This window comes from Streptomyces sp. R33, from assembly GCF_041200175.1.
Taxonomy (GTDB): Bacteria; Actinomycetota; Actinomycetes; order Streptomycetales; family Streptomycetaceae; genus Streptomyces; species Streptomyces katrae_B.
Map to the genome: position 1 here is coordinate 112206 of NZ_CP165727.1, position 23781 is coordinate 135986.

Below are 23781 nucleotides of genomic sequence, written 5' to 3' on the forward strand. Positions count from 1 at the left end.
ACGTGTGCTCGGTCCGCACGGCCGTGAAGCTGCGCCGCTCGTACAGGGCCCTGGCGCGCGCCCGTGCTCCCGGCACCAGTCGACCGGAACGACGCCGCCGCAGTCGTGCCGCTTGCACACGCACTCCGGCCCCGGGCTGGCGTACGTCACCCCGTGACGGACCACCCCCACCGAGCCCACCGAGGCGGCGCCTCGCAGACCAGCCGGCCACGCGAGCGTCATCCGCAGGCCGCCCGACCCCGACCGGAACCGCTTGATCACCCGCACCTCCCCCAGCACCGCCGACGGCCCCGCGCCCGGCGCGGTCAGCCGGCGCACCGAAGCCCCAAGCTCTCCATGCCGCCAGCTCGGCCAGCGCGTCGGCGTCATCGTCGGTGGACCAGCCTGACAACTGGTCCTCGCCCTCGGCGTCGTCGGCCGGGGGCAGCCCCGGGTCATCGAGACGGACCCGGTGCGTGGCGCCCCCGGCACCGGCCAGCACCAGCGAAGCGACCGTCGGCCCCATGGGTACTTCGATCTTGTCGTGGGCGAGGAGCCAGGACGACCGCGCGGCGGTCGAACTGACGGGGCGGGAGAGGTTACAGGGCTGCCAGGGCCCGGGGCAGGTGGGGGTACCCTGGCTTCCCCGATCCGGTGGCCGGCACGGAGGTGCACCCGCCCCCGAGCCAGTCCGCCACCGCACCGAACTCGCTGCAGGTCATCACCGACCCCACAGGCAAAATCCTCTGGGTCTCGCGAGCGTTGCCGGGCCGGACCCACGACCTCACGGCCGCCCGCCGGCACCGCATCATCGCCACCTGCGTCCGCGTCGGGACCCCGGTCCTGGCCGACCTCGGCTACGTCGGGGCCGGCGGCACGTTCGCTGTTCCCCACCGACGACGGCCCCGCCAGGACCTCGCTGGCCAGCGGTCGATCAACCGGGCCCACGCCAGGCTCCGCTACCCCGTCGAACGCGGCATCGCACGACTGAAGACCTGGAAGATCTTCCGCCATGCCCGCCGCAGCCCCACCTGGCTCACCCAGGCAGCCAAAGCCGTCCTCACCCTGGAGAGCTACCGCTGAAAACCCTCTATGAAAGAAAATCCACCTCTCGCTCGCCGACAACGGCGGCAACCTCCAAGCCGCCGTCGACCGCATCGCCGCGACCGTCCACCGGGTGAAAGCCGCGGCAGGCCAGGACAGCAGCCTTCACGCCTGCCTCGACGCGCTGGAAGCGATGCTGGCCGGGAACCTCGAATGGTCCTACCTCACCCCCGCTACAACGGGCTCGGCCACACCTGGAACGGCAAGAGAGACACCACCGTCATCCTCACCCCCCACGCCACCTTCTACCTGCCGCACACCCACACCACGCCCAGGACACCAGTGGCCACCGACCCCCATTGAGCTGGCCAATACAGCTCTCCCCCGGGCCGCATGAGCCAACTGATGGCACCGAGAACGAGGCACGATTCCTGGACTGCTCGCGGACGCGGTCGTGGACGGTCGAAGTACGCGTCAGCTGACCCGAAGACCGACCGCCAGCGTCAGTTCAAGGACCCGGTGCGGCGATGCGAGATCCGGAAACAGCTCCCGCAGCTGCGACATCCGGTACCGGACCGTCTGGGGATGGACGAACAACGCCGCCGCCACCTCGTCCCGCCTGCCCTGGTGCAGCAGCCACGCCCGCAACGTCTCCTCCAGCCGCCGCGCCGTCGCGACAGGCAAGGTCCGCAACGGTGCGAGGGCTCGGGCACGCAGGTCTGCGAACGCGTCCACGTCGGCGCTCAGCACCAGCTCGGGCAGGTGGTCCTCGGTGTCGCGAATATCCGAGGAGAGGGAGCGCGCGCGTACGGCTCGTGCGTACGAGGCTGACGCACGAGTCCATGGCCGGGCCGGGCCGACCACGGCGTTGCGGTCGGTCAGCTGCCGCAAGAGATGTGATCGGTCGGCATCGGGGACGAGCAGCACACCGGTGGCGTCCGGCAGATCGTCGAGGACGAGGGTGCTCGGGTCGAGCGCACGGTAGGCAGGCCGGGCCTGGTCGGCGGGCAGCAGGACCGCGGTCAGCGAAACCGGAGGCTGCCACCCGGCCCGTTGAACAGAGGCCAGCAGCACCTCCGGGCTCGCGCCGGCGAGGAGGTCGCGGGCCAGGTGTTCCAGCTGGCGCTCGTGGGCCCTGCCCCGGGCGGCCAGTTCGTCGGCGTGGCCCGCGGCGCTCGCGGCAGAGAGCTCGTCGATGTAGGCGAAGGTCAGCTCGGCGAACTTGGCGACCTCGGCGGCGGGCAGACCTACGGGTACGGCACCAGCTGCCAGGCATCGCCAGGCCACGCGGGCGCCGACGCGGTAGGCGCTGAGCAGGGCGTCCATCGAACGGCCGTCGCGCACCTCGCCGCGGCCCAGCTCGTAGGCTGCGTCACCGGCGTCGCCGCCTGTGGCGTTCCCGCTCGCGAGGTCCAGGTAGTGCCCCAGGGCGGTACGGACGGCTCGGCGGATGGTGGCGCCCATGCGGCCCGAAAGGGCGTTGGCGTAGGGAGGGACCTCGTCGATGATCGCCTGGACGACCTCGTCGGCGGTGGTCTTCAGCGCGGCCCGAAGTGCGGTGACCGTCGTCTCATCCAGGGCCAGTTCGCTGGCCCTCCGGATTGCATGGCTCACGGTTTTGTTCCCTGCGAACAATTCAGCCGATCAGATTTACGTCCTGCGGTCAGGACTTTACCCCTTGAGGCGCAGCAAGCTGGAGTCATGACGAGTGCAGCCCTCCGCAGCAGGGCGTGGAAACTGCTGGAGATGGTCACGACGCCGCTGCTGCCGTCGGACTACCTCGACCTGGTCAGCCCGCTGCGTGCGGGCGCTGACCTGCGTGGGCGCATCGAGGCCGTGCACCCCGAGACGAGTGACGCCGCGACTATCGTGATCAGGCCGGGACGGGGCTGGCGCGGCCACAGAGCCGGTCAGTACATGCGGATCGGGGTCGATGTCGACGGGGTGCGCCTGTGGCGTGCCTATTCCCTCACCTCGCCGACGAACCGCCGGGACGGCCGCGTCACGATCACCGTGAAGGCGATCCCGGACGGCAAGGTCAGCAACCACCTGGTCCGCAGGGCGAAACCGGGCACGCTGGTCCAGCTCGACCAGCCGACCGGTGACTTCGTGCTGCCGCAGGCCAAGCCCGCCAAGGTGCTCTACCTGACGGCCGGCAGCGGCATCACGCCCGTGATGGGCATGCTGCGCGACAACGAGCTCGACGACGTCGTCATGGTCCACTGCGCGCCACGGCCGCACGACGTGATCTTCCGCGACGAACTGCACGGCCTGGTCGCGGACAGGAAGCTGCGGCTCACCGAGGTGCACACCGACACAGACGGCGTGCTCGACATCGCCCGTCTCGACGCACTCGTGCCCGACTGGGCCGAGCGCGAGACCTGGGCCTGCGGGCCCGCGGGCCTGCTGGACGCCGCCGAAGAGCACTGGACCGAGCACGGCGTACCAGAGCGCCTGCACACCGAACGCTTCCGCCCCAGCATCGTCGTCGCCGGCGACGGCGGCGAGGTTACGTTCAGCGTCACGGGCAAGACGGTCGACGCGGACGGCGCCACGCCGTTGCTGGACATCGGCGAGGAGGCCGGCGTGCTCATGCCCTCCGGGTGCCGCATGGGCATCTGCTTCGGCTGCATCACGCCGCTCAAGGCGGGCGCCGTCCGTGACCTGCGCACCGGCGAGATCACCGAGGCCGAGCCGGGCGTCCTCATCCAGACCTGCGTGTCCGCCGCCGCGGGCCCCTGCGACATCGAACGATAGGAAGACCTTGACCGCTATCGACCCCACCGCCCACCTGACCGCGGAGCAGATCGAGGAGCTCGGCCGCGAGCTGGACGCGATCCGCGACGAGGTGATCGCCGACCGCGGCGAGAAGGACGCCGCCTACATCCGCAAGGTCATCTCGGCACAGCGCAAGCTCGAGCTGGCCAGCAGGGGCGTGCTGCTGTTCTCGTTCTTCCCGCCCGCGTGGCTGCTCGGCACCGCCGGGCTGTCCGTGGCGAAGATCATGGACAACATGGAGATCGGTCACAACATCCTGCACGGCCAGTGGGACTGGATGCGAGACCCGAAGATCCACTCCTCCACCTGGGATTGGGATCACGTCTCGCCGGCCGACCAGTGGAAGCACTCGCACAACGAGCTGCACCACACGTACACCAACGTGCTCGGCAAGGACAACGACCTCGGCTACGGCATCATGCGCGTCGACGAGGACCAGAAGTGGCACCCGTTCCACCTCGGCCAGCCGCTGTGGAACTTCATCAACGCCTGCTTCTTCGAGTACGGCATCGCCGCGTACGACCTGGAGCTGGGCAAGAACCTGCACAAGCGCCGCCGCAAGAACCCGGAGTTCCGCGCGCGGGCCAAGGCCGTGGGCCGCAAGATCCGCAAGCAGGTCCTCAAGGACTACGTCATCCACCCCCTGCTGTCGGGCCCGTCGTTCCTCACCACCCTCGCCGCCACGTTCACCGCCAACCTGGTCCGCAACGTCTGGACCCACTCGGTGATCATGTGCGGGCACTTCCCCGAGGGCGTACAGGTCTTCGAGCGCCGGTCGATCAAGGACGAAACGCGCGGCCAGTGGTACCTGCGCCAGATGATGGGCTCGGCGAACATCAGCGGCAGCAGGGCCATGCACTTCATGACCGGCAACCTGTCGCACCAGATCGAGCACCACCTGTTCCCAGACCTGCCCAGCAACCGATACGCCGAGGTCGCGGTGAAGGTGCGCGCGCTGTTCGAGAAGTACGAGCTGGAGTACGTCACCGGGCCGCTCCCCAAGCAGGTGTTCTCCGCGTGGCGCAAGGTCTTCCGGCTCTCACTGCCGAACAAGAAGCCCAAGGTCAAAACGCCGGACCGCGAGCAGGAGCTCGTCGCGGCCTGATTCCCGGTATTGGGTCAGACCTTTCGGCCGTACCAGCGGCACCGCCGGTACGGTCAGCCGCGGTGGAACAGGTCTGCGCCTGCCGACCGGTGCCTTCCTTTTGGCGCGTTCCTTCGCCGCCGGGAACCTCCCGGCCTTCCTGGCCCCACTGCCGCTCGAGGGCGTCGTAGTTCGGAGAATCCGACACCCACCCGCCGCCCGCCCGCACGTCGGCGAAACTTCTCTGCACTGGAGCGTTCCTGTGGTCCACAAGCAGCCCAGCGGCCCCACGCCGGGCGCCGTGGCGGCCCGTATCCCGACCGTCACCAGGAGACCCGCAACGGGGTGACGGGTATGCCTGCCTTGGGTGCCGGCGGTTCGGGGTCAGGATCCGAGGACGAGCAGCACGCGGGGTGCGTTGGGCAGGTCCTCAGGGACGGTGGCGGTGCCGGTCAGAGGCATCAGGTGCCCGTTGGCGCAGTCGCCGGGCTGCTGATGGTCGATCTCCCAGTCCCAGCCGGCCGGAATCGCGTGGAAACTGGTGGCGTAGAGGGGCCCGCGGCAGGAGCGACACCAGTAGAACGACCGCCCCCTCACCCCGGCGCCCCTCACGCGGACGCGCCACGACTGCCACCGTGGACGCTCGGCCCCGGACCGGCATGCTGGTGTGGACCGGACGGCGGAAGCCCGGAACGAGAAGGCGGAATGCATAATTCACATCAGCTGAAACGATCCGGCAGCCTCCACGTCACCCCTCCACAAGAGAGTCGGCCTGCTGGCCCAGCACCCTGGCGTAGCCAGCAGCGCGAAGCGAACTGCGACTTCCAGGCGCAAACGGGAGCGTGGTGTTCGGGCGTAGGCCCGTCGTTGCTCGGAGTGTGGTGTGCAGGCGGGTGCGCAGGTGTATGAGGGCGTGGAAGTCCGCGAGGTGCGTGAAGCGGGTCAGCAGGCGGTCGATCAGGATGTCGTCGCCGGCTCCCACCGCCCGCACGATCGCCTCGGCTGTCTCCCGTACCGCGGGAGACAGCCGGGCAGGACCGGCTGCGTGCCCGCCGAAACCGGGGCGGGCCCCTGCGGACGGCACCGTCACCTCGTCACACACGGGCAAGGTCCCGACGAACCTGCACGCATGATTGCGACCACGAGTTGCCGCTGCTCAATCATGGACCGATCCTGCGCTCCCCCGAGGTCAGGTAAACCCCGGAACGCCGGTTACAGACCAGCCTGGGCATCGCGCTGGGCACCGCGCTGACTGCCCACCGCACCCTCTGGTGGATCAGCGGCACCCTCGCCCTGATGTGGACCCTGATGTTCTTCCTGCCCAAGCGGCCGAGCAGTCAGGCAGGCTGAGCGCCTCTGCACGGCGCGGTACCCGGTCCCCTGCTCGATGGGGCGACCGCGCGGGAGGTGGCGGTGCACCACGGACGAGGGCCGCGCGCAGTCGCGCAGCCATCGTCCGGTGCGTGTCCGTTGCCTCTGGGGCGCCGACCGGGGTTCCGTCGTTCGGGTCGCCCGCTACCGGGTGGTTGGGAAGCCGGGCCGATCTCGGTGCCCGCAGGCGGAGGTGGGGAGGGTTAGGCCGGGGTGATGTTCTCGGCCTGGGGGCCCTTCTGGCCCTGGGTGACGTCGAACGTCACAACCTGGCCCTCCTGGAGCTCGCGGAAGCCCGAGGAGTTGATCGCCGAGTAGTGGGCGAAGACATCCGGGCCGCCGCCGTCCTGGGCGATGAAGCCGAAGCCCTTCTCGGCGTTGAACCACTTCACAGTTCCCGTAGCCATATCCATGCCTTCCAGTCGATGAACGCCTCCCACGATGTGCGGAAAGCGGAGGTGATCGCCCTGGTTCCTGCGGCACAGCACAGCAAAACACCCACGCCGAAGGCGTGGGCAAAGGGAACTTCCGAACCACGACAGCTGACCCAAACGTTACACGCCCGCACACCCTGTCACCAGAGGAAACGACTCGGCACACCGGGCCGCGGGGCCCGCCGGTGTCCGGCGGGCGGGGATGCGGTCTTAGGCCGCGGCCGCCGGGTTCGCCGAACCGGCGGCGCGGCGGTACTCGGCGTTGGTGCGCTGGGCTTCCTCGAGCTGGTCTTCCAGGATGACGATGCGGCAGGCCGCCTCGATCGGGGTGCCCTGGTCGACGAGCTCCCGGGCGCGGGCCGCGATGCGCAGCTGGTAGCGGGAGTAACGGCGGTGCCCGCCGGCGGAGCGCAGCGGGGTGATCAGGCGGGCCTCTCCGATGGCGCGCAGGAAGCCCTGGGTGGTGCCGAGCATTTCGGCGGCCCGGCCCATGGTGTAGGCGGGGTAGTCGTCGTCGTCGAGACGGCCAAGCATGTCTTCTGCGGTCATTTCACCTCTCTGCGGAACGCGTGGAGGGGCCCGGGTGCCTGCTGGCACCCGGGCCCCGAAGGAACTGCTACACCATCTGCCGGGCCTGATACTGCGCCGGCGTTCTGTTTCCGCCTGCCCGACCTGAGCTTCGTCGGGGATGCGGGGATCGCGGATGCGTGACCGGAGACCACCTCACTAACGATGTCCTGCGGTACCCGGACTCGCGTGGCGTCCGGGCGATCCTGATGGCGCCTCAACTCCTCCGTTCTTCCCTCTGGTGATCAACTGCTACCTGCGGGAACTTCTGTACTGCTGGTAATGCGGACTGCGGGTACTGCTCCACTCGGTACTACTGGTGATGCGAACTGCTCAGTGGCCTGCAGTAGCGCCACTCTTCGACAGCCAGCCCCGTCGCCCATCCTGCGTCTGCTCTGGCTTAGAACCCCACTGCCGAACTTCCCGGTGCGCGCGCCCGCAGCCGACGCCTTCACCGAGGTACTGCACACTGACTTCACTGCTGGGTACTGCGTACTGCGTAATGCACTTACGGGTACTGCCACTGCGTCAACTGCGGTACTGCTCACGGCGGCCCCTGATCACTGCGGGCCCCCCGGTCCGGTCGTCAGTCCCGTCACCGTCCTGCAACAAATCTGGCTTCGAAACTCCACCACCGCACCGTCCTGCGCACTGCAACTACGGGAACTGCGGTACTGCGAGCACTACTGCCCGGCAGTTCGTCCCTGCCGGGCCCTGCGGTCTCTCTGCGTTACGAGAGAAACCATAACCACGCCACCGCCCAATGTCTACTCCGGTCGACATAGATATTCGCGTGTTCGACAGTGAGGTAATCGGGTGTCGATGAAGGACCGCCACGCCTTCGCGGAGTCGGCGCCTGCGAAGAACAGCCGTCCCTCGGTGGTGCGCAGGTCGGGAAGGACTTTGGCGAGCTGTCCGGGCCGGTAGATGCACCAGGTGCCCAGGGCGAGGGGGTCGTCGTTCCAGTCCCATCCGGCGATGGATTCGACCTCGACGCCGGGCAGGAGCGGCTGGAGTGCTTCCTGCATGCCGTCGGTGTCGTCGAAGGCGGTCATGTGTAGGCGGTCGGGGTTGGCGGAGAACACGATCAGCCAGGTCCCCTGCGTGCCGCGGTGGTAGGTCACCGCCCAGTTGACGGCCTGGGCTTCGGGGGCGAGCACGCTGACGTTGCCGATGTCGCCCTTCACCTTCACGATGGACTTTCTGCCGGCGCCCGCGTGCCGCTCCTGCGATGCGGTCCGCTTGGCCTGGGACAGGGGCGGCTCGAACTCCACGCTGTTCAGCACGTTCATGGGCAGGGCGATCAACGCGGCCGGTGCCTCGAGGGTGTCGCCGCCTTCGAGCTCGACGCGCACCCCGCCACCGTTCTGGACGACGCGCCGGACGGTGGAGTTCAGGCGGATCTCGGCAAGGTTCGCCTGGCCGGCGATGGACTCGACAAGCTCGCTGGTGCCCTTCACCAGCTTCGTGGCCGACAAGGCGGCCAGCATCTGGGGCACGTCCCAGCCCGACAGGGCGTAGGTGCGGAAGAACTCGGTGGCCGCTGACTGGTCGAGCGGGCCGAACGCGAGGAGGCAGCACATGCCCTCCACCCAGCCGGAGGTTGTCCATCCCGGCCCGACACGGTTCAAGCGGGCGTTCAGACGCGGCGACCGTCACATGGCATGCGTGGCCGGGAGCACCGACGACTGCGGCCCGGACAGGGTACGAAAAGACGGCCAGCGGCGAGGGAGGGGTGGCCTCGTGCGCAAGGCCGGCCGACTGCCGGGCCCGACTGGGGCCGGGCGCCGTACCCCCGCCGTCACGAATGACGGGTGCGTGAGGCGAGCGCACCACCGGGAATGGTGCAGTTCAGCGCCAAGCGGGTCGGCCGGTCCCGGTCAGGCTGCCACTCTGGTCAGGACGGCTTTGGCCGCCAGCCGGAGATTCCTGATCATCGGATTCGGGTCGCCCTTGCGGCTGACCAGGACGACCTGGGCGGGGGGAGCTCCCTCGATCGGGAGGGTGACGAGGTTGTGACGCAGTGAGCTACGCCGATCGCCGACCGGTAGCACGGCGATCGCCCTGCCACTCGCGACGAGTTCGAGCTTGTCCTCGTAGCTCTCAATCGGGGCCACGCCGGCCCCGAGGATCCGGTAGGAACTCCAGTCCGCGGTCTCGAACGCGCATGGCGCCGCCTCCTCGCCGGCCAGTTCTTCCGCGGTCACCGACGCGCGGTCTGCCAAGGGATGGCCGCGCGGAACCACGAGCATCCGGGGCTCCTCGTACAGCGGGGTGGTGAACACGTCGTCGGCAGCGAGCGGCAGCGGGGCCCGAGCAATCAGGGCGTCGACGCGCTTGTCGGACAGCGCCCCGACGTCGCGGCAGCTCAGGTATCGGGTGGTGATCTCGGCGTCCGGGTAACGGCGGCTCAGTTCCCTTACGTGGCAGTGATCACCAGGTCTTCAACGTAGCCGATGGCGATTCGTTCGGTCTCGGCTTGTTCACGCACGGCCAGCTCGGCCTGGCGGGCGGCCTGCAGCAGGGCTTGGGCCCGGGGGAGGAAGCTCTGGCCGGCCGGAGTGAGCCGGGTGCCCTGAGGTACACGGTCCAACAGGCGTGCGCCGAGATACTTCTCGAGCCGTTGGATCTGGCGGCTCAGCGCCGGCTGGGCCACATGCAAGTGGGCGGCGGCCCGTCCGAAGTGCTGATGCGCCGCCACCACGGTGAAGTAGCGCACCAGCCGCAGTTCCAGGTCCGGTCCGAGATCGTTCACCCTTCCAGCGTACGCGTCATGCCGTTTCGGGATGACTAGGTTGCCGAACCGGTCTTGGACGGCCGGCCGTCGTGGGCCTTGACTGAGGACCAACGTTTCCCCAAGAAAGCGACAGGCCCAAGAAGGCGATCCAGTTCCACAAAGCGGGCGGACCGGAAGTTTTGCAGTATCACGAGGTGCCGGTTCCCGAGATCGGCCCGGGCGAGGTCCTCGTCCGGGTACACGCGGCCGGTATCAACCCGCCGGACTGGTACCTGCGTGAGGGGCTGAAGGTCATGCCGGCCGAGATGAGGCCCGCGCTGGAGTTCCCCCTGATCCCTGGAACGGACATGTCGGGCGTGGTCAAGGCAGTCGCTCGGGACGTGCAGGGGTTCGCCGTCGGTGACGAGGTCTTCGGCATGCTGCGGTTCCCCGGATTCGACGGCCGGACGTACGCCGAGTACGTGGCCGCGCCGGCTTCGGACCTTGCTCACAAGCCGGCCGGTATCGACCACGTGCAAGCGGCTGGGGCGCCGATGGCCGTGCTCACGGCCTGGCAGTACCTGATTGAACTCGGCCACGACGTGCCGTCTCCTTTCACCGGCCAGGTGCACCAGCCCGTGCCGATCACGCCAGGTATGACCGTGCTCGTCAACGGGGCCGCTGGCGGAGTGGGCCACTTCGCGGTGCAGCTGGCGAAATCGAAGGGGGCACACGTCATCGCGGTGGCCTCGGGCCGACACGAGCAGTTCCTGCGCAAGCTCGGCGCCGACGAGTTCATCGACTACACCAGCACGCAGGCCGCGGACGTGGTCAGCGGCGTCGACCTGGTGATCGACACCGTCGGTGGCCCGGACAGCTCACGCTTCCTGACCGCGCTCAAGCGCGGCGGCACCATGCTTCCGGTGTTCTTCGCCCAGTACGACCCGGAAGAGACGGCGAGTCTGGGCATCACAGTCTCGAACATTCAGGTGCGTTCCAACGGCCCTCAGCTCGCCGAGATCGCGCGCCTGCTCCACGAGGGCAGGCTCCACGTCGGGGTGGACAGCACCTACCCGCTGCCCGAGGCCGGCAGCGCACACATGCGAGCCGCGCAGGGCCACCTTCAAGGCAAGATCGTGCTGACAATGATTTCGTGATCGCCGAACGCCAACAGGAATCGACGTTCACCCGCTCCAGCAGTTGGCTCCGGCGTGCGCGTAGCTCCCTCGGAAGGACGCGAGGGACACTCACCCGCGGCGTCGCCGCGTGTCACTGACTGTCCCTCATACCCCTTGTGAGCTGTTAATTTACCGGCCCGGTTCGGTGACACCGAGGTGACGCCGATCAGTGAAGGCAGATGACCGATTCCCCGTCGCGCTGTCGTGTTCGTCTGACACTCCCTGCGTCCCTACGGTCCGGCGGCACTGCGAGCCGGGGCAGATCTTGACGCTTAAGATCCCGGAATGGAAATCGAACTGTCTGATGACGTACTGGACGAACTGATCGAGCTGCAGGAAGCGACCAACGAAGCGCACGCCGAGTTGACACGCCTTCAGGAGGAACTCGGCGACGCCGCCCAGTGGACCGACGAGCAGCACGTGACCTGGCGGGACGCCTGGGAAGACGCACGCGAGCCCTGGTGGCTGCTGGATACGGCCCTGGACCACTACGCGGAAACGCTCGGGCTGAACCGCGACGCGCTGGAGGCCACGGTGCAGAAAGCGGCAGGCCACGTCCCACTACCAGACGAAGACTGACGGCCCGCCGACGGTCGAGGCAGCCTCACGTGCTCCACCCATCGGCCCCCGCAAGGGGGGTCGGCGACACCCACGACGCCGCCCCGCTCCCCCGGCCGGCGCCCCCCTCGACACGACAGCGGACACCACCGAACGCTGGACGAAGACATCCTCACGGAACCCCACGCCCCGGCCAGGCCCACTCGGCAACAGGACCGCCACGCCCTACACGCACGACAACCAACCTTCGCCGGAAAGCGACAAAAGCCTTCACCAACCGAATGGCACACCAGCAACGCGGTACCCAAGCCCGCCACACCCACCACCAGTGAGAAACCCGTGACGCACATCCAGTGCACATCACACGACGCCCATCCTGAACGTCACCCTCGATCATCCGGGCCCCGGCCCCGAGCCGGGAAACCGGGCGAATGACCGAACGTCGCGTCCTGGGCACCGGCCCGCGCCCCGCCACTCCCCCACACAGCCAACGGCCGGCCGTCGGCCCGTCTCGCCTCCGAGCCGGCCGAGGCGCCACGTGCGGGGGCCGAGGGGCCCGCGGCCGCACCCTGCTCCCCCGGCCGCCGCCAACTTGGCACAGGCCCGGACACAGCCGCGCACTGACCACTCGTCACCGGCCGTGGTCGGCCGACCGCTTGGGGCGGCCCGGCGATACTGCCCCCAGAAACCGGGCACCGGGCCTCGCCCGTGCACGCCGCGGGACCGCACCAACGTCACAAGGCGGGAGTCCGCCATGCGACAGCTCAGACGCTCAGTGCTGCTCGCCGTAGAACGCGAGGCTGGGAGACATGACCGTCGCGCATAACCGAGGCCTCTACGAGAACTGCGATATCGGCGGCCAGTGAGCGGTCGGCCCCCTCTTCCGTCAGCCAGCGGGCCGCAGCGACCGTGCCATAGGTGGACCAACCGCCGATGAGCAGGATGCGCTTGTTCGGGTTGAGGGGGTTCGTGGCTCTGACGATGTAGCCGCAGTCCCGTGTGATTTCGCCGTCCGTGGTTTCTCCCTGGTACGCGGTGCCATCCCAGGTGATCTCTCCACCGCCGAGCTGGAAGGGCAGCGACTCCGCCATGGCGGCGAGGAGGCGGCGGGCCACCTCATTATTCTTCGGGCCACCGAGGACGAGCAGGTCATGTTCCATCTCGCGACCTGGCAGATGGCCCGACAGCCAGACCTTCTCCAGATCAAGGTCCCGGTAGGCATGTGTCAGGGAGGGTACGAGCAGGGACAGAGCTCTGATCTGGCCCAGACCCGCCACAGGGCGCTGGTAACGGCCCGTATCTATGTGGGCTGTGTCCAAAACGACGGAGAGCTCGGCCGCTCCTGAATATCGCCATGTGCGGCGGGCTGGCAGCCGTCTGACCACGAACCAACGCACCAGCCCGCCGAGACCGGTGAGCACGGCAGCAACCACCGCACTGAATATCTGCGATCCCACAGCCTCCGCGATGCTCTCCACAGCCTTCGCTCCCCTCGCTTACTCAGACCCTGACGCTGGGAGGCGTCCAGCAGCCGCTCTACAGGATCATGGTCTGATGCAACCTTAACTGACGTCTCCTGATGGGAACTTGTTGTGTCCACGAGCCTGCTCTACCGGGCAGCTCGCGGCTCGTACCAGCGGTCCCCGTCTTGCTGCATGTATGCGCGCCCATATAGGGAACAGCGAGGCCTCCTCCCGCGCCGGCAGCAGCCGGGGCCGCACGGCCATGACGGCGCCGTGATCTTCGCGCGGCCGCCTGCCCCACGAATACGGGCTGACCCGGGACCAGCAGCAGGGCGGCGCTGGCGTCATCTGCACCCCGCCGCTCACCGAGGGAGCGAACGCACGCGGCTGGCTCCACGGCACCCACCTCCCCGACCCCGAGTCCGGAGCTGCCCGCCATCCGACGGGGCTGACATTCGTCCGAAAAGCGCCGGTGCCTAGCACTCGGCCGATGTGAACTCGGCAGCAGGCTTCAGCGGACGGGGTGCAGAACCGCTGTGTAGTCCTCTCCGCCGTACAAGGACTCATAGCGGATCTTGAGTGTGACGCGCCGGTTGATCAAGTCCTCGACGTCTGCGTGGCCGTGCGGGTCGTAGCCTGCGACGCTCAACAAATACTGCTCGTAGTCGGTGGCGAGCACCTCTCCCCGGTTGAAGGTCACAGCGGACGGGCTCACCGGCAGGCCCTCGCGGACGCGGTCAACACTGGATTCACACCAGGCACCGATCGGTTCGCCATCGACTGTCAGCACGCTGTCGACGACGACCGCAGGGCCAAGCCCGGAGTTGATGAGCCGGATCCCCGCTCTTCCCCCTACCGGCCAGCCCCGATGGAGTTGCAGTACCGGGCGTACCGAGTGCCGGTTGTGCTGGCGCATCGCGCGCGTTTGGTAGATCGACACGACCAGCGACGCGACAGCAATCACGACGGCACATATCGCTGTAACGGTCTCCGCCTTCATCCCATCCCCCCGGTAAAGTCTCGTTGCCTGGACGATAACCGAGCCGAGCACCGTCTCACGACTCGACCTCGGCCGTTTCCACCCGCCAGTACCGCAGCCTCCTGGCCGACAGGGGAACCGACGACCAGGCCTCCACCCTCGACCGCAACGCATGCCTGAGGCTGGCCCGCTGTGCCGTGGACGGCGGTTGGCAGCAGAGTGCGTTGTCAGAGGTTCGGCGCGCGGAACGGCTTGCGCAGCTGGAGCGGTTCACCGAGGTGGCGGCCGAGGCCGAACGCTCCGCATTCAGCCGGCCTTCCGAGTGGGACGATACCCACGCCTGGTACCTCACGACCCCGGCCGATCAACATACTCCGGAGAAACGGAACCCATCGCTGATTTTCGCACCCCCGCTTAACCGAACCATTGGCTAGAACTTCCCCAACAAGGCGCCCCCGCCAACTCCTGGTGAGCCTTCAGGGAGTGTCGCCGGACCAGTCCCAACGGTTCCGCTCGCCGGGGCGCGGGTCGTACAGGGCCCGGCCGCCGGCGCCGAACTGGCCGAGCTCGGTCATCAACGCGGCGCCGGTCTGGATCTCGTCTGCTGTCCAGCCGGTGATGTCAAGCAGCAGGCCGTCGAGCGGGCCGCCGACGAGCTCGGCGTAGGTGCGGCCGGGCCATGGGCCCGGGTTCGGGTCGTCGTGGTCCGTGCCGTAGACCCGACCGCGCAGTAGCTCCTCATCCCTGTCCATGCGTCCCAGCGTCCCAGCTGACAGCGACAGAGAAGGCTTGCCCAGGGTCACCAAAGTCAGGAGGCTTGCCCGGGGCGGAAGCGGGAGCGCCAGCCGCGGACCTTCTCGGCCATCGCGGCGGCCTCCGCCTCCAGGCGGTCACGCTCGGCCTGGTCCGCGGCCGCGACCGCCGTGGCCTCGCACGGCTCGCACAGCGTCGGGTGCCACCGGTGGCCCGGCTCCGGGGACAGCCGGGTGTTCTCCCATCGGTCGGTGTCGAACTCGTCCCGCAACCGACGCAGGCAGGGCGGGCGGCCTCGCGCTCGGCCCTCGTCTGCTCGGCCGCGCGGCGCAGCTGCTCCTGGTACTCCTCCTGCTGTGCTCGCGCCCGCTCTGCCCGGCGGGCAAGGACGGCGTCCCGGCGGGGGTTGCCGATCGCGTCGCGCAGCGGCTGCATGTGGGTGCGGCCGAAGCAGAGGAAGACCGGGCTGTTCGGGCCGTGGGCGCGCAGGTTGCGCGCAGGTTGCGTAGTCCGGTCGCGATGATCGGGATCTTGCGGTCGTAGCTGCTGAACCCGTCGGCCGGCTCGCCCTCCCACAGCGGGTGGGTCAGCTGCTGCAGCCGCGGGAGGGTGCGGTTGGGGTCGCGGGCGCCGATGTGGTTGAAGACGATCAGGACCGGCGGGTGCGGGGCCTCTCCTCGCTCCGCGACGCGGGCCATCCAGCGGGTGCGCCACATCGGCTTGTCCTTGCCGTTGGTGTCCTTGATCTGCCGCTTGAAGAACCGGTGGTACTTCAACAGCTTTGCCGCGATCTCCTCGGCGATCTCATGGCAGTTGTCGACCTCGATGAACAACAGCGGGATCCCGTCCTGCGGGGCGGCGGCTGCGTAGGTGACAACGAGGAACGATTGTCGAGTGGTTTCGGCAGCGACAGGTGATCAGCGGGCTGCGGAATGTTGGTGAGAATCAGTAACGCCCACCTCGGCACCATGCATGCCGAGGGGCTCAGGAATGATGCCTCTGTTCGAGGTAGATGGAGAGAGGCTGTCATGGAAGACGAGCTGGGCGAGCTGATTCATCTGGCGGATCCGCCGGGGACGAGCGGTCACGTTGTCTCTCTGCGTGTTTTGGAGCTGCCAACTCCTGGCAGAGACTGTCTGGACTGCGAGTTTGTCGTGGAGACCGAGACCGTCAAGGGCAGCTTCCCCGTCTATGTCACGTCCGATGACCTCGATGACTGGGGGGAGGCCCTTGAGGAGCTCGCCGGGGGTCGGTTCGTGTCATGGCTGAACTCGGGTCGGACGGTCCAGTTCAAGATCAAGCCGCTGAGCCCTGGTGTGATCGCGGTGTCGGTCCATGACGGCCCGTCGTCGCAGGTGACGGTCAGCTTGCCCCTCTTCCCGGCGACCGGCTGGATCGATGATCAGCGGGCGCGTCTCGCGAAGGTGCGGCGAGCGTTTGCCAGCTGACCGTCGAATGTCGTCGGTGTTCGGCTCGTTGTCAGCCGGCGGCTTGCTGTTCGGTGCGGGCGCGGGTGGTGGCGAGGCGGTATGAGTCGGTGCCGGTCTCGATGATGTTGCCGCCGAAGGTGAAGCGGTCGACGATGGCCGCGCAGAGGCGGGGGGCGGTGAACGTCTTTGCCAGCCAGAGAAGGATTCGTTCGAGGCGATGGCCAGCCGTGCGTAAGGGCGGATCGGCCAGCGTGAGCCAGTCCTATCGGTTGGAGGGAACCACCGGCCCCCGGGCGATCAGGACGTCGGCTTCGTGGCGCCAGCCGAGGGAGGAGTAGAGGCGCTGGCCTTCCTCACTGGCGATGAGAAGACCGGTACGGGCGCCCTGGGCCACGGCGGCCTCCGCCAGAGCGCTCATCATGGCGCGGCCCAGGCCGCGTCGCCGGTGCGCCGCGTCCGTCTCGATGCGATCGGCGATCGCATCGGCGCCGACCACGGCGATGGTGCCGCGCGCCGCCACCTCTCCGGAGGAGTCATGGAGGGAGACGACCGTGACTGGTCCCTCCGTGCGGACCTCACGCTCGTACGGCGCGGCGGGCGCGTGCTGCGGGTGCTCGGTCAGATCGGTCGTCATGAACCACTCGGATCGGTGGAGCAACTCCAGTCCGGCGGCGCCGACGACGGCTTCGACGGTGCCTGGGCGCAGCGTAGGTACCGTGAGCCAGGTGGTCTGCCTCGCGGCGGCGACGGCTGCCGCCAGCCGCGCCAAGGACTCGGGCTCCTCGTCCGCACGCAGCGCGAACACCTCGACCTCGCGGCCGGGTTGGTCGCACTTCGACCGCAAGCCGTCCCAGGCGGACTCGACCGGCTCGGCCTCGGGCAGGGAACGAGCTACGGTCCAGCCGTTCAGCCAGCGTCGTATCAGCTCTGATTCGATCTTCGTCATCCAGCGATTAGAGCATGACCGCAATCGGTGGACGGGCGAATAACCATCCCCGGTCGTCCGCCGCCAGGCGACGCCGCCCTCCATTTGCCGGTCGGTCTACCGGCATAGGTGGCAGGGTACGGTCACACCGAGCTCCACCCGAACGCGAAGGGCCCGCACACTGGCAATCGGGGTGCGGGCCTTTCAGGGCGTACGGCTCGGCTACGGGGCAGGGGTGAACTCCACGTCCGTGTCTCCACACCCGGCTGCGATGTCCAGCAGCCGCTCCCGCTCCGCACCGTCCACCGCCAGACCCCAGCGCAGCTTCGTCGCCGTCCACTCCGCTCCGTACCGGCACAGCGCGTCCAGCGCCGGCGGCAGCCACTCGGCCGGATCCTGATCCGCCTTGCTCCGGTTGGAGCGGGCGGTGACCGCGACCAGGGAGGACAGCTGGCCCTGGTCGTTGGCGTAGGCCTCACGCCGTCCACGAACTGGCGCCAGCTGGCGGGGAGCGTCATTCCAGTTGTGCCATATTCCCCGCTGACGGCCTTGTGGTCCTGGGGCGCGATTGGCCCGGGGGTGAGCATGCGCTCAGTGGACGCTCGGGACCCCGCACCGGACCGCGACACGGACCGCGATGTTCGAGGGACATCCTCCTGTGGCGCATGCTGGCGGCCACCGTCATCGCGGCGGTGATCGCGTTGCCGCCCGCGCTGCTCATCGAGCAGACGATGCCTACGCCGTCGCCGCCGGCATCGCGTTGCACGCCGCGTTCACCTGCCTCAAGCCCGCCAGCTCATCAACTTCTCCGGCCTCACCCTCCGCACGTACGCCGCCTTCGCCGCCGGATCGCCCACGCCCAGCACCCGGAGCCAGCCGTGTCCGGCCCTTGGGGATCGCCGGTGCGGCTGGTAGCGGCTGTGTGTTCACTTTGCTGAATGCCTGGCGGGGTGGTCAGCGTTTGATGCGCCCGCGTACGGCGAGGACTGCCAGGGCGAGGAGGGCGGGTTCGAGGAGGCGGGAGGTCATTTCGATGTAGGTGCCGGTGGTGGTCAGGTCCTGCCCGCTGGAGCGGAACACCACCGAGTTGAGCGTGACGCTCAGGGCCTTGTCGAACCGCTTGCTGGTGAACCTCTTCCCGGTGGGGTTCTGCGGATCCGCCTTGTCGATCACAAAGACGACCTTGCCCCCGCCGGCCGGAATGGTGCCGGTCGCCTTCTGCTTCGGGGAGTCCTGGGGGATCCCGAAGCCCATCAGCAAAATGATCGTCACCAGCATTGCGGCAGCCAGCCAGCCCAGAGCACGGGAGGCGCGCAGGCCGTAGCCGGAGAGCAGCCAGTAGCCATGCAGCAGGCCGCGTTCGGCGGGCGGGGTGCCCGTGCGGTCGTGGCGGCGGTTGTGGCGGCGCATCTCCATCTCGCCGAAGTAGAAGTCGGCCGCTCCCGGTTCGTTCTTGCCGTCCTCGAACGCCTTGCGCAGCTGCCGGTAGGTGGCGGCCACGTCTTCGGGATCAGGGGTCAGGTCGGTGTCGGGGTGGTGCGGTCCAGTGCGCCAGACGCGCGGTGAGGGCACCTCGCCCGGGGCTGGGGCGGGCTGATTGGCGCTGAGGGCGCGCCAGTGGTGTTCCTCGGCAAGGGTGCGCCGACGGGTCCACCGCACCGGCCATATGCCGCGGCGGTGCCAGCCGGTGGGGGCCGGGGCGAAGGTGCAGCGGCCTTCGAGGCGGAGCTGGTCGAGGTGGAAGGCCCCGACAAACAGGCATCCGGCCAGGTTGGTATCGGTCAGGACCAGGTGCGCGGCGTCCACACCCTGCACCGAAGCCACCCGCACCCCGGCGGGGCCGACCAGTCGGCTCTCGTCCACTGACCGGTCGCTGGTGGTGAAGCGGGCTTGCCCGGCCCGCAGCGTTGAGGATCCAACCGCCACGCGGCCCGCCGCACACGCGCCAGCACCCGCCGCTCCCAACGAAACCGTCCCAGCCAGTGACTCCCCACCAGCCCAGCCTGCCAGCCCAGCCACGGCGGCACAGGTGGGTTCAGCAAACTGAACACCCAACCGCTACTCGTGGCGACGCTGTTCCCCGAGGGCCTGTTCGTACGGGACGCACGGCGGGCCTGGCCGGTCCCTACCCGTGCCCGGCAGCCTCCCGTCACTCTGGGCGCATCGCCAAGCGCTGGGCACGATGCCGGGCATCCGGTGGTCGACCTGGTGCTCGCCCTTGATGCAGCCCGCGAACGGGCCGTTCGACGGTCGCAGTTCCCGCAGGCAGGGGTCCAGGTGGTCGCGGTGCCACACGCTGAGCCCGGTCGGGTGGCCGGGTCGGTGAGCTCCTGCCACGCCAGCCAGCATGCCTGGAGGCGTGCGATCGCTACAGGATGCTCGAACTAGCTGGGGCACCAGCGGGCGTCGGAGGACGGCTCCGCAAGGTAGCCGGGTACGAGGACCCCTTCCACCCACTCAATCAGGGCGTAGAACCGCCCCTGCGACGTATCGAAGGGTTTCCCCGGTAGGCGGCCTCAAGGGCGCCAGGCCTGTGGGCACCGCCACCTCGTCCGCAGCACCGAGGCGCCGCTGGCGGTGGAGATGCGCAGAAGCCATCAGTCATATCGCACGGTGCTGGGCCGGCGGATCCGAAGGATTGCTCCGCGCCGTCGCTACGGGCCGGTCAGGACAGCAGGCGGACGCGGGCCATTCAGTGGGCACCTATCAGGCCGACGCAAGCCACGACCAGGGCGACAGCCATCCAGGCCAGCGGTGGTGAAAGCGAAGGCGACGACCTGCGTGGCGGCGTTGGTGGCGTAGCCGTTGCCCCAGGTGTCCTCGCGCAGGATGTAGCTGATGGTTCCCATGACAGGCGAGCGTCGCCGCAGGGCGATGAGGCCGATCATCTCGTCGGCGGCGAGGATGCCCCAGCTCCACTGCGCCCTCGGTGTCTCGGCCGCCCGTGCAAGGGCGCTGCAGATCTTCTCCTGGGCCTGGTCGAGGGGCGGTGGCTTGCCGGTGGTGTACGGACCCGAGGCTCCGCTGAGATGCGGGTGAGGGCGGGGGCGTTGCCGAGGGTCAGGGCGCGGAGATCGTCGCCCACCGCCGGGGTGCGGCAGCGGGGTGTCCCTGACGGGTGCTCACACCCCGATTCACTACGCCACGGCGACCCGGCAGGCGCGGCATATCGGCTCGGCCGCCTGAGAGTCGTCGTCGTTCAGGCCTTCCTGAGCAGCTGGGTCGCCGCGCGGCCGAACATGAGGCGGGCCGTCCGGTTCAGGATGCTGTCGAAGAGGCGGGGCAGGAAGCGGATGCGCAGTTCCTCCCGCCACACCACCCGGCTGTGGCCCCCCGGGCCTGGCCGGACCTCGATCTCCGCCCAGCCCAGGACGATCCGGCCGCGCTTTTCCAACCGGCACAGGCCAGGCTCGTCGCCCACCGGCGGCCGCCAGACCGTCACCTCCATGACGTCGTCGACGGTCACCGGTCCGACGCCCGACCGGGCCACGAAACGCGTTCCCTTGCGGGTCGGCGGCACGGTGAGGACCTCGATCCTGGTCAGCGGGACCACGTCGGCGTGGCGGGGCCATTCCGTCAGCCTGCGCCACGCCTCCGCGGGGGCGAGCGGGGGCGTGCGTTCGAGGGAAAAGGTGGGCACGGCACGAGCGTAGGGAATCGGCGCCGTCCACTGCGTAACGACGGGAAGCAAAGCGATCCCGGACAGTCCGGTCCCGTCATAGCTGCCCAGTACAAACCAAGCACCGCCTCATGAGGACAGCCTCTGCGGCCCATGGACCAAGCCCGGCGTAGCACGCAATTTCACTGACCAGCTGCATCAAGATCCGCGGCGCGCAGGGCATTGATGACGGCAGCGTACTTCGCTACGCCCTCCGGAGACTCATTCCCACGCGCGTATGCCCTACTCAGGGCCTCCGCCGTTGACGTCGCACCGCGGGCAAGCAGTTGGCGCACCATCTCCACCTGTCCGCCCGCGGCCGCCCACTCCAGAGGTGTCCAGCCCTTCATCAAACCGTTGACATCCGCCCCCCGGTCCAGAAGCAGGTCCACGATCTCCCGGCCCCGCTCCCCGTCCGGTACCACCACCAGCGGCAGCCAGCTCATCTTGCCCTGGGCACAGCTCGGGGCCCCAGCATCGAGCAGGGCACGCACCACCGAGGTGTGCCCCCAAGTCACCGCCTGGAGCAGCGGCGTGAACTCTTCGTACTCACCTGTCTGCTGGTGCGGATCGGCCCCTGCGGCAAGGAGGAGACGCACGATCTCGACATGCCCCGCCTTTACCGCAAGCTCCAGCGCGGTACGCCGAGCCATGTCCGGAGCGTCCACCTCGACACCCCCACCCAGCAGCCGTGCCACCGCAGCCGCATCGCCATCCTCCACAGCCCGCGTCAGCTTATTCACCATGTCCATACCCAGATCATGCCTGGCCGGCCAATCCACACTCACACGAACGACACCGAAACCGGCTCTGGCACTGATCTTGTGGTCTCGTGACGCAACGTCATCGGATTCCGTCATCCTGTGTGGCACGGACTCGGAGCTCCGCCATCCGGCGGGGCATATTCCGGCATTGCAGCGTCGTTCCCTTCTCGATACCGCTGCCGCCCTTCCCCATGCGGCCGGCTCTCCCGGCCTCGGAGTACTACGGCGGCTCCGCCCCGTCCCGGACCGATCAGCGGTCGATGCGCTCAGCCCCGGCAGCCTGCTGGAGACAGGCGGCAAGGCGAGGTGCGGGACGGTTCCCGTGTTCACTGTGGTTCGCTCGATGAAGGAGGAGCCCGACTGTGTCCCTGCGGCATCGCCACGAGTACGCCGCAGGCTTTCCTCGTGGCCTCCCGGCCAGCTTTCGTAGACCGGCCCAGGAGTTTTCAGACCACCCGAAAGGATGACCTGCATACGCACCGCTACCGGCCCTGATCCGCCAGGTTCGAGCCGGAGGCACTTTAAGAGACGTAAAACGCCGGTTCCTCGCGTACTCCTCTCCATCACGCTCGCCGGGCCCGCCCCATCTGGCAGTACTGGTCACGACCCGGCTTTGTCAGGGCCGCTCTCACCCTCCCCGGCATCACCGGAACAGGCTGCCCTCAGCTTCAACCCGACTGTTGCGACAGCGGGTTGGTGCAGGTCTTCCACCTCCAGTCGAACCAACAGCGCCTCACGGCGCAAACAAGATCAGTGCCAGGGCCCCGAAACCTCAGCGGAAAACGACACCGACCTACACCAACAAAACGACACCCCCACTCAGCAACTGCGACCAGTGACGATCCCTCTCGCACCCAGTGCAGAACCCTGTCGCCAACCACTGCAGAACACACGCCGCTCATCAAGCAAGCCAGGCAACGTGCTTTGTATCCAGCACAGATTCAGTGAAGCGGGCACAGCCGCGACTCGCTCAGTCGGTGCCGGTGGGGCCGGATCGCAGGCGAGGTGCGGGCGATCCACTGGAAACCGGCCGTATCCGCCAGGCGCGCCACCAGCGGGGAAGGGTAGAGGCCGACGACGCGGCCGTGGGCCTACCTACGGCAAAGCCCACGCCGCAGCCCTCCGCGGCGACCGGGCGCCTGCCCCCGACCTGGACGCCGAAGGCCGGCGGATCTTCGACGCGGCCGGATCGCATGAGCAGACCTCCGACTACGCCGTCTCTGGTGGCGCCTGAACGTCTTCCGCTCCCTGCTCCTGGCCCGCCTCGGCGAAGAACACGCCGCGACCGACGCCCAAGACCAGGCCCTCGCCGAACTCCCGCCAGCCTGCCTCGCTTCGCCACCCACGTGGAGCTGCACCGAGGGCTGATGCTCGCCCGCTCCGGCGACCGGGCAGGCGGCATCGCGCACGCCACCGCCGCCATGGACGACCTGCCACCGAGAAGCACAGCCTCACCCTGCGCATGCTCATGAACGAGATCCGAGCCTGACCCAGCCATGGCCGCGGGCCAGCCCTTTGCCTGGCACCATGCGGAGATGACCATCGCCATAGCCTTCTTCGTTGCACCGGACGATGCCACGGCCGCCGCAACGCGAAATCGCGGCCCCGGGGATACCATGCCATCCGTGGTCTGCAAGAACTTCTACCCAGACGACGCCGTCGTCGAATGGGAGATGTACCTGGAGGCTCCCTCTCCCGACCTCCCGCCCTGGGATGTACTCAACCAGCGGTCCTGGCCCCATTACGTCGCGCCTGCGGTCAACGACGGCTCCGGCGTCTTCGTCGTCTCCGCGCAACTGACCCATAACCTCGCCGAAGCGACACCCAGCCAGCTGTGCGGGCTCTCGGACCGCTGGACCGCGCGGCTTCGGGATGAAGACGGCGACGAGATGACCGACGACGACCCCCTGAGGGTCCTCACTGGCGTAGCGGGGCTGGCACAGCGGGCTGTTCGCAGCGCCGGCGACCTCAGGCTCTACTGCTGGCACTGCTGACGCACAACACACATCTCACTCTTTTCGGGAGATACCCCCTCCCGCGGCGGTGGTGCCCTCCACACCAGGACGGCCCGCACGGTCGCGGGCAGGACGCCGGCCCGAG

23 protein-coding genes and 5 pseudogenes are annotated in these 23781 nt (G+C 68.6%); 10 read left to right on the forward strand and 18 right to left on the reverse strand.

Annotated elements, in window-relative coordinates:
• Positions 1 to 633: 633 nt before the first annotated feature.
• Together AB5J51_RS00555 and AB5J51_RS00560 are read left to right on the forward strand one after the other, a co-directional pair.
• Complete coding sequence (locus AB5J51_RS00555; RefSeq protein ID WP_369776356.1) at positions 634 to 1062, forward strand: transposase family protein; 429 nt, start codon at positions 634 to 636, stop codon at positions 1060 to 1062.
• A 174-nt stretch (positions 1063 to 1236) separates the two neighbouring features.
• Positions 1237 to 1386, forward strand: a complete 150-nt coding sequence (locus tag AB5J51_RS00560; RefSeq protein WP_369776357.1) for a hypothetical protein — start codon at positions 1237 to 1239, stop codon at positions 1384 to 1386.
• Positions 1387 to 1497: 111 nt separating this feature from the next.
• Here AB5J51_RS00560 and AB5J51_RS00565 read toward each other — a convergent pair whose 3' ends face one another.
• Entirely contained in the window at positions 1498 to 2637 is a 1140-nt protein-coding gene (locus AB5J51_RS00565; RefSeq protein ID WP_369776358.1) for a PucR family transcriptional regulator, read from the reverse strand.
• Between the two features lie 87 nt (positions 2638 to 2724).
• Here AB5J51_RS00565 and AB5J51_RS00570 point away from each other — a divergent pair, with 87 nt between their 5' ends.
• Positions 2725 to 3780, forward strand: coding sequence for a ferredoxin reductase (locus AB5J51_RS00570; protein ID WP_369776359.1), 1056 nt, complete (start codon positions 2725 to 2727; stop codon positions 3778 to 3780).
• Positions 3781 to 3787: 7 nt separating this feature from the next.
• Positions 3788 to 4906, forward strand: coding sequence for a fatty acid desaturase (locus tag AB5J51_RS00575; RefSeq protein WP_369776360.1), 1119 nt, complete (start codon positions 3788 to 3790; stop codon positions 4904 to 4906).
• Between the two features lie 363 nt (positions 4907 to 5269).
• Here AB5J51_RS00575 and AB5J51_RS00580 read toward each other — a convergent pair whose 3' ends face one another.
• The 5 genes and pseudogenes from AB5J51_RS00580 to AB5J51_RS00600 all read right to left on the reverse strand — a co-directional run bounded on the left by AB5J51_RS00580 (position 5270) and on the right by AB5J51_RS00600 (position 10012).
• The gene (locus tag AB5J51_RS00580; protein WP_369776361.1) at positions 5270 to 5482 is read right to left on the reverse strand and encodes a hypothetical protein; all 213 of its coding nucleotides are present in this window, start codon (positions 5480 to 5482) and stop codon (positions 5270 to 5272) included.
• A gap of 977 nt (positions 5483 to 6459) precedes the next feature.
• Positions 6460 to 6663 (reverse strand): cold-shock protein, encoded by a 204-nt coding sequence (locus AB5J51_RS00585; RefSeq protein ID WP_030303412.1) that lies wholly within the window; start codon positions 6661 to 6663, stop codon positions 6460 to 6462.
• Between the two features lie 237 nt (positions 6664 to 6900).
• The gene (locus AB5J51_RS00590) at positions 6901 to 7239 is read right to left on the reverse strand and encodes a MerR family transcriptional regulator (RefSeq protein WP_030303410.1); all 339 of its coding nucleotides are present in this window, start codon (positions 7237 to 7239) and stop codon (positions 6901 to 6903) included.
• Between the two features lie 785 nt (positions 7240 to 8024).
• Positions 8025 to 8840, reverse strand: a complete 816-nt coding sequence (locus AB5J51_RS00595; RefSeq protein WP_369776362.1) for a flavin monoamine oxidase family protein — start codon at positions 8838 to 8840, stop codon at positions 8025 to 8027.
• Positions 8841 to 9137: 297 nt separating this feature from the next.
• Positions 9138 to 10012: pseudogene (locus AB5J51_RS00600) on the reverse strand (LysR family transcriptional regulator).
• Positions 10013 to 10140: 128 nt separating this feature from the next.
• Between AB5J51_RS00600 and AB5J51_RS00605 the strand changes: the two are divergent.
• The gene (locus tag AB5J51_RS00605; protein WP_369780182.1) at positions 10141 to 11130 is read left to right on the forward strand and encodes an NADP-dependent oxidoreductase; all 990 of its coding nucleotides are present in this window, start codon (positions 10141 to 10143) and stop codon (positions 11128 to 11130) included.
• A 306-nt stretch (positions 11131 to 11436) separates the two neighbouring features.
• Positions 11437 to 11730: a hypothetical protein gene (locus tag AB5J51_RS00610; protein ID WP_369776363.1), complete on the forward strand. Its 294-nt coding sequence runs from the start codon at positions 11437 to 11439 to the stop codon at positions 11728 to 11730.
• A gap of 743 nt (positions 11731 to 12473) precedes the next feature.
• Here AB5J51_RS00610 and AB5J51_RS00615 read toward each other — a convergent pair.
• The 4 genes from AB5J51_RS00615 to AB5J51_RS00630 all read right to left on the reverse strand — a co-directional run bounded on the left by AB5J51_RS00615 (position 12474) and on the right by AB5J51_RS00630 (position 15175).
• Complete coding sequence (locus tag AB5J51_RS00615) at positions 12474 to 13187, reverse strand: hypothetical protein (protein ID WP_369776364.1); 714 nt, start codon at positions 13185 to 13187, stop codon at positions 12474 to 12476.
• 496 nt (positions 13188 to 13683) lie between these two features.
• Entirely contained in the window at positions 13684 to 14172 is a 489-nt protein-coding gene (locus tag AB5J51_RS00620) for a hypothetical protein (RefSeq protein WP_369776365.1), read from the reverse strand.
• 455 nt (positions 14173 to 14627) lie between these two features.
• Positions 14628 to 14903: a hypothetical protein gene (locus AB5J51_RS00625; RefSeq protein ID WP_369776367.1), complete on the reverse strand. Its 276-nt coding sequence runs from the start codon at positions 14901 to 14903 to the stop codon at positions 14628 to 14630.
• Positions 14904 to 14959: 56 nt separating this feature from the next.
• Entirely contained in the window at positions 14960 to 15175 is a 216-nt protein-coding gene (locus AB5J51_RS00630; protein ID WP_369776368.1) for a hypothetical protein, read from the reverse strand.
• 310 nt (positions 15176 to 15485) lie between these two features.
• Between AB5J51_RS00630 and AB5J51_RS00635 the strand changes: the two genes are divergently transcribed.
• Positions 15486 to 15821 carry a hypothetical protein gene (locus AB5J51_RS00635; RefSeq protein WP_369776369.1) on the forward strand — a complete coding sequence of 112 codons (336 nt, stop codon included), beginning with the start codon at positions 15486 to 15488 and terminating at the stop codon, positions 15819 to 15821.
• A 111-nt stretch (positions 15822 to 15932) separates the two neighbouring features.
• Entirely contained in the window at positions 15933 to 16352 is a 420-nt protein-coding gene (locus AB5J51_RS00640) for a DUF5959 family protein (protein WP_369776370.1), read from the forward strand.
• 31 nt (positions 16353 to 16383) lie between these two features.
• Here the strand turns inward: AB5J51_RS00640 and AB5J51_RS00645 are convergent.
• From AB5J51_RS00645 to AB5J51_RS00670, 6 genes and pseudogenes are all read right to left on the reverse strand, one after another.
• Positions 16384 to 16559 (reverse strand): annotated as a pseudogene (locus tag AB5J51_RS00645) (ATP-binding protein); the annotation flags it as partial.
• A gap of 37 nt (positions 16560 to 16596) precedes the next feature.
• Complete coding sequence (locus AB5J51_RS00650; RefSeq protein WP_369776371.1) at positions 16597 to 17280, reverse strand: GNAT family N-acetyltransferase; 684 nt, start codon at positions 17278 to 17280, stop codon at positions 16597 to 16599.
• A gap of 201 nt (positions 17281 to 17481) precedes the next feature.
• Positions 17482 to 17742: pseudogene (locus tag AB5J51_RS00655) on the reverse strand (HNH endonuclease); the annotation flags it as partial.
• Positions 17743 to 18213: 471 nt separating this feature from the next.
• Positions 18214 to 19092 (reverse strand): annotated as a pseudogene (locus AB5J51_RS00660) (pentapeptide repeat-containing protein); the annotation flags it as partial.
• Between the two features lie 225 nt (positions 19093 to 19317).
• The gene (locus tag AB5J51_RS00665; protein WP_369776372.1) at positions 19318 to 19596 is read right to left on the reverse strand and encodes a DUF4913 domain-containing protein; all 279 of its coding nucleotides are present in this window, start codon (positions 19594 to 19596) and stop codon (positions 19318 to 19320) included.
• Positions 19597 to 19913: 317 nt separating this feature from the next.
• Positions 19914 to 20222: a GNAT family N-acetyltransferase gene (locus tag AB5J51_RS00670; RefSeq protein WP_369780183.1), complete on the reverse strand. Its 309-nt coding sequence runs from the start codon at positions 20220 to 20222 to the stop codon at positions 19914 to 19916.
• Between the two features lie 104 nt (positions 20223 to 20326).
• On the opposite strand from AB5J51_RS00670, the pseudogene AB5J51_RS00675 reads away from it, so the two are divergent.
• A pseudogene (locus AB5J51_RS00675) lies at positions 20327 to 20445 on the forward strand (XdhC/CoxI family protein); the annotation flags it as partial.
• Between the two features lie 13 nt (positions 20446 to 20458).
• Here AB5J51_RS00675 and AB5J51_RS00680 read toward each other — a convergent pair.
• Positions 20459 to 20899 carry an SRPBCC family protein gene (locus AB5J51_RS00680; protein WP_369776373.1) on the reverse strand — a complete coding sequence of 147 codons (441 nt, stop codon included), beginning with the start codon at positions 20897 to 20899 and terminating at the stop codon, positions 20459 to 20461.
• A 161-nt stretch (positions 20900 to 21060) separates the two neighbouring features.
• Positions 21061 to 21669: an ankyrin repeat domain-containing protein gene (locus AB5J51_RS00685; RefSeq protein ID WP_369776374.1), complete on the reverse strand. Its 609-nt coding sequence runs from the start codon at positions 21667 to 21669 to the stop codon at positions 21061 to 21063.
• Positions 21670 to 23216: 1547 nt separating this feature from the next.
• Between AB5J51_RS00685 and AB5J51_RS00690 the strand changes: the two genes are divergently transcribed.
• Positions 23217 to 23675, forward strand: a complete 459-nt coding sequence (locus AB5J51_RS00690) for a hypothetical protein (protein WP_369776375.1) — start codon at positions 23217 to 23219, stop codon at positions 23673 to 23675.
• The last annotated feature ends 106 nt before the right edge of the window (positions 23676 to 23781 follow it).

Excerpts from the sequence above, each read along its gene's own strand:
- AB5J51_RS00560 (WP_369776357.1), top strand. The coding sequence starts at position 1,237 with ATGGTCCTACCTCACCCCCGCTACAACGGGCTCGGCCACACCTGGAAC.
- AB5J51_RS00570 (WP_369776359.1), top strand. The coding sequence starts at position 2,725 with ATGACGAGTGCAGCCCTCCGCAGCAGGGCGTGGAAACTGCTGGAGATG.
- AB5J51_RS00585 (WP_030303412.1), bottom strand. The coding sequence starts at position 6,663 with ATGGCTACGGGAACTGTGAAGTGGTTCAACGCCGAGAAGGGCTTCGGC.
- AB5J51_RS00590 (WP_030303410.1), bottom strand. The coding sequence starts at position 7,239 with ATGACCGCAGAAGACATGCTTGGCCGTCTCGACGACGACGACTACCCC.
- AB5J51_RS00595 (WP_369776362.1), bottom strand. The coding sequence starts at position 8,840 with ATGTGCTGCCTCCTCGCGTTCGGCCCGCTCGACCAGTCAGCGGCCACC.
- AB5J51_RS00610 (WP_369776363.1), top strand. The coding sequence starts at position 11,437 with ATGGAAATCGAACTGTCTGATGACGTACTGGACGAACTGATCGAGCTG.
- AB5J51_RS00620 (WP_369776365.1), bottom strand. The coding sequence starts at position 14,172 with ATGAAGGCGGAGACCGTTACAGCGATATGTGCCGTCGTGATTGCTGTC.
- AB5J51_RS00625 (WP_369776367.1), bottom strand. The coding sequence starts at position 14,903 with ATGGACAGGGATGAGGAGCTACTGCGCGGTCGGGTCTACGGCACGGAC.
- AB5J51_RS00640 (WP_369776370.1), top strand. The coding sequence starts at position 15,933 with ATGGAAGACGAGCTGGGCGAGCTGATTCATCTGGCGGATCCGCCGGGG.
- AB5J51_RS00650 (WP_369776371.1), bottom strand. The coding sequence starts at position 17,280 with ATGACGAAGATCGAATCAGAGCTGATACGACGCTGGCTGAACGGCTGG.
- AB5J51_RS00685 (WP_369776374.1), bottom strand. The coding sequence starts at position 21,669 with ATGGACATGGTGAATAAGCTGACGCGGGCTGTGGAGGATGGCGATGCG.
- AB5J51_RS00690 (WP_369776375.1), top strand. The coding sequence starts at position 23,217 with ATGACCATCGCCATAGCCTTCTTCGTTGCACCGGACGATGCCACGGCC.